General features: G+C 41.7%; 6 protein-coding genes and 1 pseudogene. All 7 read right to left on the reverse strand.

The genetic code is table 11. The features are described from left to right. Positions 1-66: 66 nt before the first annotated feature. Positions 67-2,424 (reverse strand): GH92 family glycosyl hydrolase, encoded by a 2,358-nt coding sequence (locus LPH68_RS17540; RefSeq protein WP_192921142.1) that lies wholly within the window; start codon positions 2,422-2,424, stop codon positions 67-69. Between the two features lie 10 nt (positions 2,425-2,434). Further along, complete coding sequence (locus tag LPH68_RS17545) at positions 2,435-3,229, reverse strand: basic secretory family protein (protein WP_008020566.1); 795 nt, start codon at positions 3,227-3,229, stop codon at positions 2,435-2,437. A 13-nt stretch (positions 3,230-3,242) separates the two neighbouring features. After that, positions 3,243-5,585: a GH92 family glycosyl hydrolase gene (locus tag LPH68_RS17550; protein ID WP_049701844.1), complete on the reverse strand. Its 2,343-nt coding sequence runs from the start codon at positions 5,583-5,585 to the stop codon at positions 3,243-3,245. A 6-nt stretch (positions 5,586-5,591) separates the two neighbouring features. After that, on the reverse strand, positions 5,592-7,877 hold the full coding sequence (locus LPH68_RS17555) for a GH92 family glycosyl hydrolase (protein WP_151923011.1): 2,286 nt from the start codon (positions 7,875-7,877) through the stop codon (positions 5,592-5,594). Between the two features lie 307 nt (positions 7,878-8,184). Then, positions 8,185-9,810, reverse strand: a complete 1,626-nt coding sequence (locus LPH68_RS17560) for a RagB/SusD family nutrient uptake outer membrane protein (protein WP_230297035.1) — start codon at positions 9,808-9,810, stop codon at positions 8,185-8,187. 27 nt (positions 9,811-9,837) lie between these two features. Beyond that, the gene (locus LPH68_RS17565) at positions 9,838-12,975 is read right to left on the reverse strand and encodes a TonB-dependent receptor (RefSeq protein ID WP_004305436.1); all 3,138 of its coding nucleotides are present in this window, start codon (positions 12,973-12,975) and stop codon (positions 9,838-9,840) included. A gap of 282 nt (positions 12,976-13,257) precedes the next feature. Then, positions 13,258-16,902, reverse strand: a pseudogene (locus tag LPH68_RS17570) (helix-turn-helix domain-containing protein); the annotation flags it as partial. Positions 16,903-16,981 lie beyond the last annotated feature (79 nt).

The following is a 16,981-nucleotide window of genomic DNA, read 5'->3' on the forward strand; positions in this document are numbered from 1 at the left end:
AAATGTAATAAAAACATCACTTCGTACTATCAAACGGACTGGGTAATACTCCTTCAAAAGTCATTTTCACTGGTTTGATATACCCGTTTTCATTAAATTTACCTGATATTTCATTGTCTTTCCGGGCAACGACAAAGAAGGAGCTACCGCTTCATCCGATACCGCACGCTTATAATTCGGTTTACTGCTCATGACAAAACGTAGTTTCACGCCATCACGTATATCCTCATATTTCAAATAAGATTTGTCATGCTTCTTGCCATTCACATACAATTCCTTTACATACACATTCTTCGGCGACCAATTATCTGCTACCATTTCAATAACTTTTCCGTTACTCATCCGAACTGTTATTGCCTCAACGCAAGGAGAACCGATGTTATACATATTGCTTGAAGGAGCCACCGGGTAAAAGCCAATGCAATTGAACATATACCAAGCCGACATCTGCCCACAATCGTCATTGCCACTTAATGCATCTGGAGTATCGCCATAGAAACGTTCAGCAATCGTCCGTACCCACTTCTGACATTTCCAAGGTTCTTTCAAGTAATTATAAAGATACGCTACATGATGGCAAGGTTCATTTCCATGCCAATAAGCTCCGATACGGCCTTGAATATCATGTGCTCCCGGAATGTCATCCGGCAACTCTACTGTGAACAGTTCATCCAACCGGTTGCGGAACCAGTCTTCGCCAGCTTCGTTCATATACCCTTGTACATCTTGTGGTACGTACCAGGTATATTGTACAGTAAAGCCTTCCGTAATATCCCCCCATCCATTTACAGATCCGGGACCCTGATAAGCCACCGGAGTAAACGGTGTACGCCAGTTTCCCTGACTGTCCTTGCCACGCATATACTTCGTTTCCGGATCAATCAAAGTCTGATAAGAGAGTGCACGATTCAAGAAATAACGATAATCATCCTCTTTACCCAAAGCCTTGGCAGCCTGTGCCATGCAATAATCATCATACGCATATTCCAATGTTTTAGATACTGATTCCGCCTCTTTATCGAAAGGCACATATCCCATCATACGATATTCCGGCAAACAGTCATAATTCGGATTCATCGCCGTGGTCTTCATAGCCTCATACGCACGTTCGTAATCGAACCCTTTTACTCCCTTCACAATCATGTCAGCCAATACGGAAACTGCATGATAACCAATCATACACCAAGTCTCATTTCCATAAAACGACCAGACAGGCAGCATTTTCTCCACACTTTTATCATAATGAGCCAACATGGAATTGGCAATATCGGCATTCACTTCCTGCTGCACCAGATTGAACCAGGGATGCAAAGCCCGGTAGGTATCCCAAAGAGAGAATACCGTATAGTTGGTAAATCCTTCGGCTTTTTCTATATTTTTATCTAATCCTCGAAACTGCCCGTCTGCATCCTGAAAGATGAACGGATGCAAAGCCGCATGATAAGCCGACGTATAGAATGTTCTTTTCGTTTTACGGTCAGCAGTAAGGGTATATTTTCCAAGTTCTTTTTCCCACAGTGCTTCTCCTTTAGCTTTCAGTTCATCGAAAGCGAGTCCGGCAAGTTCCGCCATATTGTTCTTTGCCCCGTTTGTGCTGACCGATGAAATAGCAGTTTTTACAATCACTTCCTCTCCGGCTTTTGTATCAAAAGAGATGCAAGCCATCAGATTCTTTCCCCAAGCTTCATAGCTGCTACGAAACCGGGAGGTATTGTAAATCACCGGTTTCTTATTCTGCATAAAGCGCAAGCCGGTCAACTTTTTAGAGAAAGTAGCCGTGAAATAAATATGCCGTTCCGGTCCCCAGCCTTTTACCAGTTTATATCCGGTGATGGTAGAATCATTTTCCATGCGCAGATTCGCCCATTCACAAGATTGCCATAAAGTATGGTTCATATCGATCATTATAAAAGCTTTATCCGATTGAGGATAGGTGAAGCGAAACATACCACTACGTACTCCTGACGTCATTTCAGCCTTTACTCCATAATCTGACAGTTCTACCGCATAATAATTAGGTGATGCCCATTCCTTTTCATGAGAATAACGTGAACGGTATCCCTTTTCCGGCTCCTCACGTGTCCCCGGATCCAGTTTCATCTCTCCTGTTCCGGGAATAAACAAGAAGTCTCCCAAATCAGGTATACCAGTCCCGCTTAAATGAGTCAGACTGAACCCCAACAAGGTGGAATGATTATATTTATAACCGGAAGCCGCATCATAGTATTTACTATCCGTGTCCGGACTCATCTGAATTCCTCCGAAAGGAATCTGCGCACCCGGATACACATTACCATAACCATCTGTTCCCACAAATGGATTCACATAATCAATCAGTTTCTCGGTTTGAGCCATGCCTGGCAAAATACTCACCAGGCACAGCCATACTAAAAACAATCCTCTTTTACCCATTACACTCACCATATTTACATTATTATGCTTGTATATCACCTACCGCAACTTGATATTCATGCCACAGTTCATCAATATTATATTCGTCTCCTAAAACATGCTTGATAGCTCCATCAAACGACCAAGGGATAACCTCCAATGTACTCCGGTTAAACTTACGCAGGAATTCAGGATCTTTGTTGTCACGTAACCACACGAAGAAATAACCCGCCGTACGGTATCCGTCCATATAATTTCCACCTTTCGGACGGGCATTCGGTCCGTCAAATCCTCCATTGGCAACCCGCACAGCATCTGCCATTCCCTCGATAAATGCCCAGAACACACGATTGGTTCCATAAGAACCAATTCCCTGCGGTTCCAGCTGATATGCGTGCGTCAGTTCATGCAAGAGCACCCCGCGCGTTTCGAAAAACAACTTTGCCGTATCATTCGCTGCAAAAGATTTTTCAATATGACGTGTACTGTAGAAAATCGTCACATCACCATTGCCACCGCCTTTAGCAGAAATACCGTTGATATCTTCCAAAGTATAATGTATCTTGTGCACTGCGGGAATACTATCTTCCGGAGAATTGTAAAGAGTAGCTAATACAGTACGTGCCTGTTCCTTGATATACGATTCAGCATCGGGAATGATCCGGTGGTAAATGTCCGATCCCAGCGTTTCCGGTGCTTTATCCTCAAACAATACAGCACCTGTATTGTACTCTTTCCATACATCAGAATTATCCTTCACCTGTTTTTGCACACTTGCAGCACAAGCCCCCATACCTACCAGCAGGCAGGCTGCATAGATTAAATGTATCTTTTTCATACTCCTTTATTGATTATTCGTTGATTCCGTTAGTTAATGAATAAGGTTTATCCTCCGGTGATAATCCGCGACGTTTGTTAGGTGACGCCCCCATCTTGAATTCAAGCACGCCTCCTTTCAAAATGTCTTCATGTGTAATGTACATCTTGTCGTATACCTTACCGTTCAATTTCAGCGACTGCACGTAACGTTTCTTGTCGCTGACACCCGGCGCTTTGATCTCCAATGTCTTTCCATTAGGAAGCGTCATCTTCAGATAAGGCAGGTAGGGCGCTCCCAATACATACTGGTCTGTACCAGGACAAACCGGATAGAAGCCCATCACGGAGAAAAGGTACCATGCTGACATCTGTCCGCAATCATCATTTCCACCCAATCCGTTAATATCATTCTTATACATCTTATTCAGAATCTCACGCAGCCAGTACTGTGATTTCCACGGCTGGGAAGTCCACGCATATAGATAAGGAACATGGTGGCTCGGTTCATTACCATGCACATATCCGCCGACCAAACATTCTTCAGTAATATCCTCATTATGCTCATAGTACTTCTCCGGCAGATGCATGGAGAACAGTTCATCCAATTTCTGCACGAACGTCCCTTCTCCTCCCATCAAGTCGATCATGCCAAATACATCGTGTGGCACATGAAAAGAGAAATTCCATGAATTGCCTTCAATAAAACCTTCACCATAGGTTTGCAATACATCAAACTCTTTCTTGAAAGAACCGTCACTATAACGGGGACGTGCAAAACCAATACTTGTATCATAGATAGTACGATAATTGAGGGCACGCTTTCGGTAAGTCTCCGCTATTTCCTTGTTACCTGCCTTCAAAGCTGTCTGATAGATAGTCCAATCGTCGTATGCATACTCCAAAGTAGAAGAAGCTGCTGTACCACTTTTGTCAAGCGGAATATATCCCAGCTTCATATAATCAGCTATACCTTCATAATACGGAACGGTGGATGTACTGACCATTGCCGCCAATGCCTCATCCACATTCGAAAAGACGCCTTTGGTTATTGCATCCGCCAGTACAGACACAGCATGATAACCGCTCATACACCAGTTTTCATTTCCCATCAGACTCCATATCGGCAACATTCCGTGCACGCTTTGTTGCTCATGTTTAATCATGGATTCCACCATATCCGCATTGCGTCCCGGTTTCACCAGATTCAGGAAAGGATGTTCCGCACGATAGGTATCCCAAAGGGAAAATATAGTATAGTTGGTGAATCCTTCCGCCCGGTGTATGTTATGATCCAGCCCACGATAGGAACCGTCTACATCCATATACACAGACGGATTAATCATGGTGTGGTAAAGAGAAGTATAGAACATTGCTTTCTGATCGGGCGTACCTTCGATCTCGAAATGCTTCAGTTCACTATTCCAATCTGTACGAGCAGCTTCCGCCAACTGTTCGAAACTCTTTCCGGAAGCCTCGGCATGCAGATTCTTAATGGCCCCTTCCGTACTGACTGCCGACAATGCCACTTTTACAACCAGTTCCGAATTGTTAGCGGTATCGAAGTTAAAGTAAGCCACGATTTTTCGACCTGTGATTTCGGGGAAGTTCTTTTCCAACTTAAAACGACGCCAAAAGCCATTGTACAATACTTTTTCCTTATCCTTATATCCGTAGTCTTTAATCGGCTGTGACAAAGAGATAGCAAAATAGGTATAATTCGTACGCGCCCATCCATTGGTGATACGATATCCGGTCAACAGAGTATCGTTTTCGACTCTCAAATTGGCCCATAGAACTTTGCCGTCATAATTATAAATACCATGCACCAGATCCAAAATCAAATGACCATCTTTTCCTTTCGGGAAGGTATATTTATGTATACCCGTCCGTTGTGTTGCTGTCAGTTGGGCCTTAATGCCATAATCGTCCAGTATCACTTCATAATATCCGGGAACAGCTTTTTCTGTAGCATGGTCAAAACGTGAACGGTATCCCTCTTCCGGATAATCCGCCCGACCGGGATTTAACTTCACATCGCCAACAGCAGGCATCAACAAGATGTCTCCCAAGTCAGAATGTCCCGTACCACTAAGATGAGTGTGACTGAAGCCAACAATGGTCTTGTCCCTATATTGGTAACCGGCACAATACTCGTAGGCATTTTTCTGATAAGCTCCATTTACATTATGCGGAATTGTGTCTGTGTCCGGACTCAACTGTACCCATCCGAAAGGAGTGCAAGCACCGGGAAAAGTGTGCCCCATCCCATTGGTCCCGATAATCGGATTCACATAGTCTACCGGCTGTTGGGCTATGGCGGACAAAGTTGCTGCCGCCATAGTCATCATCAATACTTTCTTTCTCAAATTATTCATATCAGCTTACTTTGCGTCACGAGAGAATGAATACGGGAAGTCTGATTCGTTGATACCTCTTCCCTTATTCGGTTTGTTATCCATATCAAACACCAGACGACCGCCTTTCAACAGATCGAAATGGTTCAGATAATTCTTTGTATAATTCTTGCCATTATAATTCAATGAACGAATATAACGATTATCATCGTTATTCTTCGGGGCGGAGATTTCCAGTTTCTTGCCGTTCTCCAGTGTAATCGTTGCTTTCTTGAAGTAAGGAGCTCCCATTACATATTCATTGCTGCCCGGACATACCGGATAGAAACCCAATGCAGTAAATACATACCAAGCCGAAGTCTGTCCATTATCTTCATCTCCACAATAACCGTCCGGAGTAGGAAGATAGAGGCGGTTCATCGTCTCACGCAACCAATATTGGGCTTTCCACGGTTCGCCGGCATAGTTATACAAGTAGATCATGTGCTGGATAGGTTGGTTGCCATGTGCATAGTTACCCATGTTAGCAATTTCCATTTCACGAATCTCGTGAATCACTCCTCCATAATAGCTATCATCAAATACAGGAGGAAGATTGAATACAGAATCAAGCATACTGACAAACATCTTCTTGCCGCCCATCAGGTCAACCAGTCCTTGTACATCGTGGAATACCGACCATGTATAATGCCAACTATTTCCTTCCGTAAAGGCATCTCCCCATTTAAAAGGATTGAAAGGAGTCTGGAAAGTTCCGTCGGAATTCTTTCCCCGCATCAACTTAGTTTCCGGATCGAACAGATTACGGTAGTTCTGACTCCTTTTCTTATAAACATCCAGTTCTTCTGCCGGACGGCCTAATTTTTCACCCATACGGTAAATGCACCAGTCATCGTATGCATATTCCAATGTGCGTGCCGCATTCTCATTAATTTTCACATCGTATGGCACATAGCCCAGTTTGTTATAATATTCATATCCACGGCGTCCGGTAGTAGAAACTTTCGGATGTACGCTATTGGCCCCTTTCAGTAGGCCTTCGTACATTTTTTCTGCATCCGCTTTGGTTACATTCTTCATGAAGGCATCCGCCACTACAGAAGCTGAATTGTTCCCAACCATACAACCACGATGGCCCGGGCTTGCCCATTCAGGAAAGAATCCACTTTCAAGATAGGTATTCAACAGGCCTTCCTGCATCTTCTCACCCATTGAAGGATATATCAAATTAACAAATGGAAACAAGCAACGGAAAGTATCCCAGAATCCAGTGTCGGTAAACATATATCCCGAACGGATTTCACCATTATAGGGGCTGTAATGCACAGTTTCTCCCTTACCGTTTACCTCGTAAAACATACGGGGAAACAACACCGAACGATACAAGCAAGAGTAGAACGTACGCATACGGTTCTCATCGCTGTCTTCAACCTTGATACGCCCCAAGACATTGTTCCATGCCTTACGACCGGCCTCTTTTGTCTGTTCAAAAGTCTTATTACCAATTTCCTTCAAGTTCAGTTCCGCCTGTTCGGGGCTGATGAATGAGGATGCCACTTTTGCATGCACTTGTTCTCCTTTTTTCGTCGAAAATCCGATAGCAGCACCCACGTGATTGGATTGTAGTTCGAGATGTGTTTCAACCAAATGATAGTCTGCCCATACTTTATTGAAAGTAAAAGGCTTGTCGAACTCTATCACAAAGTAATTTTTAAAGTTTTGAGGAACACCGCCACTATTGCGTGTCGTATAACCAACTATTTTATTTTCTTCGGGAATCACCTTCACATACGAACCACGATCGAAAGCATCTATTACCACATAGGCATCGGAGGTTTCAGGGAAAGTGAAACGGAAATATGCACAACGTTCCGTCGGAGCTATTTCAGTTGTCATGTCATACTCTGACAAATAAACACTATAATAATAAGGAGTGGCTTTCTCTGCCTTATGAGAGAACCAGGAAGCACGACTGTCCTGATCGATCTTCAACTGTTTAGTCATCGGCATGATTGAGAACTGACCGTAGTCATTGATCCACGGACTAGGCTGATGGGTTTGCTTGAAACCTCTGATTTTGTCGGATGCATAAGTGTAAGCCCAACCGTCACCCATCTTTCCGGTTTGTGGCATCCAGAAGTTCATTCCCCAAGGCAACGCGATGGCAGGATATGTATTCCCATTAGATAGTGATATTTTCGAATCAGTCCCCATTAAAGGATTCACATAGTCTACCGGTTGCTTTTGTGCAAAGGTAGAGGAAACTCCCAATAGCAGGGCTATTGCGAAAGATAGTAGTTTCTTTTTGTTCATGGTCTACGAATTAAACTATTAATACTAGATTATCAAGTCTTTTTTATTTATGTTACAAATTAAAGCATCTTTCAGCAATTATCAGTCCTCTGATACGCCAAAATAAGAAAAAATAGCAGTATAGTCAACCAAAGGAAACGAGTGTCAACGAGAGTACAAGTTAAACAACTGAGAATCAAAACATAATATTTATGTGTATACAATGAGAGTACAACCGAAAGACTAACCGTTTAAGCAATAGAGAGAGGATAATTAGCCTTTACCCTCTCTCCAATTCTATCAGAAACAAATATTTATTATTACCTAATTAATTCCATCCCGGGTTCTGATGTCCTTCCAACGCAGGATTAGCCTGAATTTCATCTAACGGGATAGGCCATAACAAAGCATATTCAGGAATGGCACCGGCTCTTGTGCTTCCATCTGGCTTGTTTTGGATTTGAGCCGATGCAAGAGCAGTCCATTTCAATTTTCCTGATTCTGTAGATGCTTCCGGATACAAACGAGTACGGCGAATGTCGTCCCAAATCTTAAATTCCAACGGTAACTCATGTAAACGTTCAGTCAAAATCGATTGTATTAAATCATTTCCTGTAGCCATCTCATCTGCCAATCCAGCACGTTTACGCACTTGATTGAGATAATATTTAGCTCCACCGACAGCATTATCTTCATGATTTGTACGTGCCAGACCTTCGGCCGCAATCAGCAAGACTTCCGCAAAACGGAATACCGGCATATTATAATCACCGTCGTGACCGCTAATCAAAGCATTTTCATCAAACCACGCCCAGTTGCCTGCATTGTTCAAAGTATAAGTCTTTCCTGCAGCATCGGTATATTTCTTAAAGAAGAACTGTTTCTCATGTCCTCGAATATCATTAGAGGCATAGCTGTTAAGCAACATATCACAGGGAAGGTATGCATTATACAGCACGTCTCCTCCCGGATGGAACACTCCCCATTGGAAAGCATCTGTACCAATAGAACGACAAGCATAAGAGTTACCTACACTATAATCACTATAATTATATTCTTTAGCATAAATGATTTCTGCAGAACTTTTCGTAGTCTTGATTACATTATATGCCGAGCTCAAATCATCAGTCGTTCCATTTGGATGAATAAGTTCGTGAGGACTATCATTGATCACTTTCAAAGCCATCTGCGCTGCTTTTCCATAATAGTCTGTTCCACCGTTTAACGGTGCACCAGCCCATTGCAAATAAACTTGTGCCAGCAAAGTCTGCGCCATTGCCCTAGTGACATAACAGCCATTATCATAAAACGTTTTATTCGGCAATGCATCCCCGTTGACAATATCCAGCAAGTCGGCTTCAATTTTCTTATAAACCTCTTCAGCAGAAAGACGTTCTTTGTACATACCTTCTGTAGATGTGTAAGGTTCTGAAATATAAGGAACACCACCAAATTCTTTGACCAGCCAGAAATATCCATATGCACGGAAGAATTTACCTTGAGCCACATAATTATTAATAGTAGCTTCATCCAGCACACCGGTCATTGTCGGAATATTGGCAATAACAAAGTTGGCACGTGAAATACCTTTATAAAACTCATGCCAGTATTTCATTGCAATATCATCAAAAGATTCAATATTGAAGTTACACCCTTCGGATGCCGTAGTAAATGTTCTATCCTTACGCTTATCAACGTACAATCCGGACACAATACCACCCCACATTGTCGCTTTAGGAGTCCAGCCACCGCCTACATCAGTGTTGTGTAAATAAGGTACACCACCGAAATACAATGCGTTCACACCCGACTCCGCATCAGCTTTCGTCTTCCAGAATTGGTCAGATGACTTCATATCCAATGGTTCTTCTTTCAGGAAATCGTCGCATGAATTCAGCAACACAGAAAGTGAACACATACAAAATACAGATATATATACTTTTAATAGTTTCATAATTCTTATGGTTTTTATAACGGTGAATTAAAATGCTACATTAAGACCGAACGTAAACGTTCTCGGACGCGGATAGGTGAAGAATTGGCGGTTAGCCCCCCATTTGTTGTCACCTAAACGAGATGAGTTATCCGGATCATATCCGTTATAGTCCTTAGAAGTAATCAGGAATGCGTTATTCACATTCGCATACAAACGCAATGAAGACAGACCGATCTTCTTAATCAGTGTCGGATTGAAGGTATATCCGAGCTGAATCATGTTACAACGCAAATAAGAACCATTGCAAACCCAGTCATCATCTGCCTGGTTATTAGCTCCCTGACCAAAGTTATTCAGACGAATTGCCTGTTCTTTACCCGACGGATTGAGAGTTGGATGCCATGCTTCCTTATAAAGACGGTCTATACCGTTAGTTAGGAAACGGGCTACAGTAGAGTGATAATATTCTTGCATCACGTCCACCCCCCATGTAAACTGGAAGTCTAAAGTCAAATCAAATCCTTTATAATTGAAGGTATTGATGAATGAGCCCATCCAGTCAGGTAATCCGTTACCGATAATTTCGCGTTTCTTATAAGTTACCTTTTCACCGATAGTGGAAGGTATGTTCATTGTCTCCGGATCCCAGTTAGACGGAATACCATCGTAAATACCGGCACGCTTATAACCATAGAAAGAGGAAAGCTCTTCACCTTCACGAATCAACATATCGTAACCCACAAAACCGTCGGTCGTAATCTGACGCTTACCGGTGACAGGATCAACAGATGCACTTTCATCCAACTTCTCTACACGGTTTTTGTTGAAACCTAAATTAAGAGTGGAAGTCCACTGGAAATCATGTGTCTGAATAGGATATGCTGTAACCAGAATATCTACACCACGATTGGAAACGGCTCCAATATTATCCATAATGGAAGAGTAACCTGTTGATTCAGGAACCGGACGGTCGAGCAACAAATCCGAAGTATACTTATAATAATAGGAAATATCGAAATTCAGTCTGTTATTGAATAAACCCAACTCGAATCCTAAGTCCCACTGTCCTGTCTTTTCCCATTTCAGGTCCGGATTAGGCATATTGTCCAGATAAGACACTACATGCAGAGCATCACCAATGATCGTATTCGACTGGCTCACCGTAGCCAATGATTTATATGTACCAATTTCCGAATTACCTGTCAGACCGTAAGAAGTATGTAATTTCAGCTTGCTGATCAATGAGTTATCTTTCAAAAAGTCTTCATTAGAAATCATCCAACCCAAGCCGACTGACGGGAAAAATGCATATTTATTGTTCTGTCCGAATTTGGAAGAGCCATCATAACGACCGGTTACGGTAGCCATATACTTGTTGTCATAAGAATATGCCAGACGCAAGAAATAAGAGTTCATCGCCCACTTGTCGTAATCATTGCCTACAGAAGGACGGTTCGTTCCGGAACCTAAATTATAATATCCGTAGAAGTCATCAATATACTTACTGTCGGAAGCTTCGAATTTGGTATAATTATACTCTTGCCAAGACATACCCGCCATTGCATTAATGTGATGTTTGTTTATATCTTTCACATAAGTCAAATAGGTTTCTTCCTGCCAATACAAAGAGTTGGAGTTATTTGCAGAAGCTGCTCCCTCGGAACTTTGATTAATCATCGGACGCGGAGTGAACGGCGTATAGTTAGCATCACGATTATTGTGATAGTCGATACCGAACTGGGTCTTCAGATCCAATCCTTTCATGAGATGGAAAGTCAAAGCAGCATTACCAAAAATCTGCGTACGATATTGCATAGCCTGCATCCGTTCGAGCAACTCAACGGGATTACCTACACCTTCCGGGCTGAATCCTTGTTTTCCGCTATTAGGATCAGTCTGATTATTGAGAATAGAGCTTGTATTAATAATGTTCGTCTGCGTATATTCACCATCCAGCTTAACCGGTAAGAAAGGCAACTGTTCGATCATTGTACGCAATGCGCCTTGTCCGTAAGGGTTATCAGAAGTTCTATTACCCCAAGTATGATTTACTAATAAATTAACGGAAGTAGACAGCCAATCAGTCGGTTTGTCATCATACGCCAATTTTGCATTGATACGTTTGAAGTAAGAATTCAACAAAATACCCTGTTGATCGGTATAATTAATGAATGCTCCGATAGAAGATCCTTCTCCTGTACGTTGGATACTGATCTGATGGTTATGAGAGATGGCAGTGCGGGATGCTTCATCCTGCCAGTTGGTATTATATTTCGGAGAACCGTCTGCATTGAACAAACGTTCGTCTGTGAATATCTGTGACAGATCAGTTGTGAAGTTCTTGCCTTGAAATTCGTTGGCATTTTCCAATCCCTGCTTGAAGGTAGACATCCATTCGTTAGCATCCATTACGTCTATTTTTCTAGCCATCTTACCGATAGACAATGAACCATCATAGGAAACATGGACTCCTTTTCCTGCATTACCGCGCTTGGTAGTCACCATGATAACACCATTCGCACCACGGGCACCATAGATGGCAGCAGAGGAAGCATCTTTCAATACTTCGATAGATTCGATATCATTCGGATTAAGCAATTCGAAGTTTGACATCACCACTCCATCTACTACGTACAGCGGTGATGCCGACGCGTTGATAGTAGAAATACCACGAATGATGACACGTGATTCTCCACCCGGCTGACCGGTATTAGAGAAGATATTCACACCGGCCACTTTACCCTTCAATCCGTCAAGCGCATTGAATGATTGTGCTTTCAGCATGTCTTTACCTTTGGCTGTGGAAATGGAACCCGTCAAGTCTGATTTGCGCATGGTACCATAACCTACAACGACTACTTCGTCCAGTGCTTTCGTATCCGATTGCAGAACTACGTTCAGAACATTACTCTTTAATTCCGAGACTTTAAATTCTTGTGTGATATAACCAATATACGAAAACACCAAGGTGGCATTGGAAGGAACAGAGAGAGTGTATTTACCGTTAATGTCAGTGATTGTTCCTGTACTACCGTTTTTAACTTTCACCGTACCACTGATAACCGCCTCTCCCTGATCATCGGTTACCGTACCGGAGATTGATTTTACAGATTGAGCATTCATGCCCAAACTCAACATCATACCTATTACAAATAAGGTAAGATACTTTAGTTTTTCATTCATAATTCCTTTAAATTTGATTAGTAATAAGGTTAATTCCCTTTAAAAAGATTGTTGCAAATAAAGGCTATTCGAATAAAAGTCCAATGCTCTACCTTGCCAAAAAAACGGCAAAATAAAGACACATATCTAAAGCACAGAATGGTAAATTAGAGCACAGATTAACACACTAATAATCAATACAATAAAATCGACAAAAGGAATTTAGAGCACAAGGTTGTGACAAACAAATAAATAATAATGTTTCCCAACTAATCACCTATACGAAAGAATTTAACCTGACAATCAGCATACCTTTCGCTGTTCCCGATAATCTTTCGGTGTCATCCCGAACCGACGGGTAAACTCTTTATAAAAATAAGACCGGCTGGAAATACCGACCTCCATAATAACATCTTGAATAGAAAGTTCTTCATCAAGTAACAGGCGGGCTGCCTTTTCCATACGGTAACTCTTTATTAAATCACCGGGAGCAGTATTGGAAATTTCCTTGAATTTACGATAGAACTGACGGGAACTCATTGCCATACGATCAGCGATCAACGTTGAGCCCAGTTCTTCCTTGTCCAGGTTTTCTTCAATCACCTTTAACAATTTACGAATAAAATCAGCTTGTTCGGTAGTTGTACAGACAATCTGTCCCGCCAAATCTCCCAGTTCCTCCATATATATCTGCTTCGCTTCCCGCTTTCCATAAATAGCATTATGGACAACTTCCCGCAAGAATAATATATCATAAGGAAGTACAATATAAGAATCAGACCACAAGATCAGTTCCCGCTGAATGGCCGAACCAACTTTCCAGGTTAACAATGGAATAAAAGCTGTCTTTGAAAGCAGAGTACGATTCCGGCTAACATACTCCATAAAAGTACTTTCAGCATTGGCATACATTGTCATATCCACTAATAATAGAGCCGGAGCCGACCGACGAATTTCGTCAAAAGCAAGCTGCACACTCTTTACTTGATGAACCACGTATTCATCAGCCAGGAAATTACTAATCAACCAAGTCATTTCATCTCTGTCTTCCAACAAAAGCACAGTTTTTTTCCCTTGTTCACCTGCCACTGTCAAGACCGCCGGTTCAAAGATAATCGTCAACCGACTACCACTCTCATCATCATAACGAAGAACGGCATGAATACGTTCCAAAGCCGACCGTACAAAACCTAAAAGTAAATGCACAGCAAACACATGATCGGAATCTTTCTCCGTCACTGAAGAAGCTTTATCTGAAAGATATTCATACAACGCTTTCGCAGTAGCATCTTTAGAAGAAAAATGTAGCTGCATCTTACCATCCTGTTCTGACATTTCTACTATTACGCCATGAGTACCTTTCATTTCAGTAATCCGGAGATAGCAGCAATAAAGAATACTGTATAATGCATTCTTGTAAACTGGAAATGTTAAGTGTTCCGGAATCATTGACGATATAGAAGAATGATCAATCCCTTGTTCTTCCAACGTACGTAACACCTCTTGAGAAACTCCCTGTATACTCATACGTGCAGAAACAATAAACCGATCCGGAAAGAATTGTTTAAGTTCTTCCAAAAACAGAGCGTCAGGATTAAGAAGTGCGTTCATCACAGTTTCGCGTATCAGTGACACTTTCTCAAGACATTGCTCATAAGAAAGATTCTCTGCACGCAATTGGTCACAATAATTATAAATAAGAGTAAAATCTTCAAGCATCCTACGGTTTGTATATACAGTCTCGGATTTCCGGCAACTTTCTGTCCCCATCAGTGTTTTCATCATCCGTTCCTGAAGGTAGTTTTTACGTAGTAAATATATCACGTACCCTAACAGCAACAAGAAAATGACCAAATAAACCAAATAAGCCGCCACCGATCGATACCAGGGAGAAAGGATATATACCGGAATAGAAAAATGCCGATATTCCGTATCAAATACATCCCTCTTATAGCGTACCTTAAAGATATAATCACCTGCCGGCACTCCTGTATATGAGGCTTCATTAATACTACTAAAAGAGGTCCAATCCTTATCATATCCTTCCAACTGGTAAGAATATTCTATATCTTCTCCTGATAAAAAATCCGGAACAACAAAAGAAAGTGCAAATGAAACCTCCGTCCCCTTCAACTGTAATGCCTTACCATCGTCTGTATAGTAATCTCCATCCCCCTGAACCACTTGCGTATGTCCAACAGTCAACTTACGTAACAAAATATCCGGATAAAATTCCGGAGCAGCCTGCACCTCTTTATCCAGATAAAGTAACCCGTCAATCCCACCGAAAAAAAGCTCCTGTGTATATGGACACATGTAATAAGCATCATCGCTAAACTCACCGATTTGAACACCTGCACTGTAAAAGTAGGCATGTGATGAGCCATTTATCGGATTGTATTTAATCAGCCCCCGATTCGTACCAAGCCATAAGAGTCCGTTCTCATCTTCAAGTACACCATGAATCATATCATTGAGCAAACCTTGCTCCCGTCCGATATAGGTAGCTTTCATCTGTTTTCCATTAGAATTCAGACATACCAATCCTGATGTTGTCCCTACATATAACAACCCTTCTTTGGTCCGATACAGGCTGAGCACATCGTCTACCGACTTATGAAGCATTTCTTTCAAAGAAATCACTTTATATTCTTCAGTCCGCTTATCAAACCGTACGAGTCCTTTCTCCCGACTGCCAAGCCACAAAATAGAATCCCCTTCGGGCAACATTGGATAGAACATCGTAATTTCTCGCTGACCGTGAAAAAAATGATAACTTTTCTGCGACTTGAAACGAATGGTACCTGCCTGCTTCTCAAGTATTAATTTATGAAAACCGGAACCGGCTGTCACCACATAAAGTACACTATCATTTTCCTCATAAATGCCATGTATCTCGGTGGGTTGTGCCGGCAGATTCTCCACAGAATGCAAAGCTTTGTCTTCAAAAGAATAGTAAAATAGTCCCGGATCTCCAGATCCTATCCAAAAGCCATCCATATAACGGCTTTGAACCAATTTATAAACGGGAAATTCTTTATTCCATCGTATATAAGACACAACATTTTGCTTTCCTTCAGGAGAGTAAACTGTAACGGCAGAAGCCTCCTCATTCTCACGATAATCCGGTATATGCAGCAGTCCATCACCTTTCGTCCCGAACCATAGCCCACCACTATTGTCTGTCATAACAGAACGTACCTGCCTGCTTAAGTTAGATGACAGTTGATTGAGCATCAAATTGGTGGCAATAGAATATTTCTTAGCATACATAATCGTTCCTTGTCCGTCCGAAGCAACCCATAAGACATTCTGATGAGGATCTCGATAAATACTATATATACGTACATTCCGGTCGACCACTTCTTCTTTATATTTTTGTGAAGTACGGAGACGGACTAACCCATTCGTTCGAAAACCAATAATAATATCTTCATAGAAAAGGGCTATTCCTGCAATAGTTCCATTCTTCTGCACTAATGAAGAAAGGTTACGAATATAAATTTTAGATTGTCGGGAAATATCATAAACATAAAGATCATGCTCACTATCGATAAAACAGAGAACGCCATTCTGATAAAAGACATCTTCAATAGGTTTCGCATGAAAATTAGTAGATGAAACAGTTGAATGAATTGATAATGTGTCACAATCAAAAGCATCCTGCGAAACCTGTAACAGCTCCCCTGTTTGTTGGGTGAAAATCCACAAAACACCATCATCCGTTACGAACGCCCGTTTATCCATATCCTCTACGGGTACTTTCAGATTCTTAATCTGTACAAATCGTTTATAAGATGTATTATAGTAGAAAATTCCACCATGACTCACCACCCATGTGTTTCCTTTAGAATTGGAATGTAGATAATAATCATCTGTAAAGTCATAATATCCGACAACTTGCCGTGAATTCTGTGAAAGACGATTAATCCCCAAATGAGTAGAAATCCGGTTCTTCGTCAAATTTGGTGGTAAGTTTTTCTCCGCTCATTTAGCTAATTCAGTCAGTGCCTATATTTTCTTATGA

This window comes from Bacteroides sp. 1_1_30 (assembly GCF_020982715.1).
Classification (GTDB): Bacteria; Bacteroidota; Bacteroidia; order Bacteroidales; family Bacteroidaceae; genus Bacteroides; species Bacteroides xylanisolvens.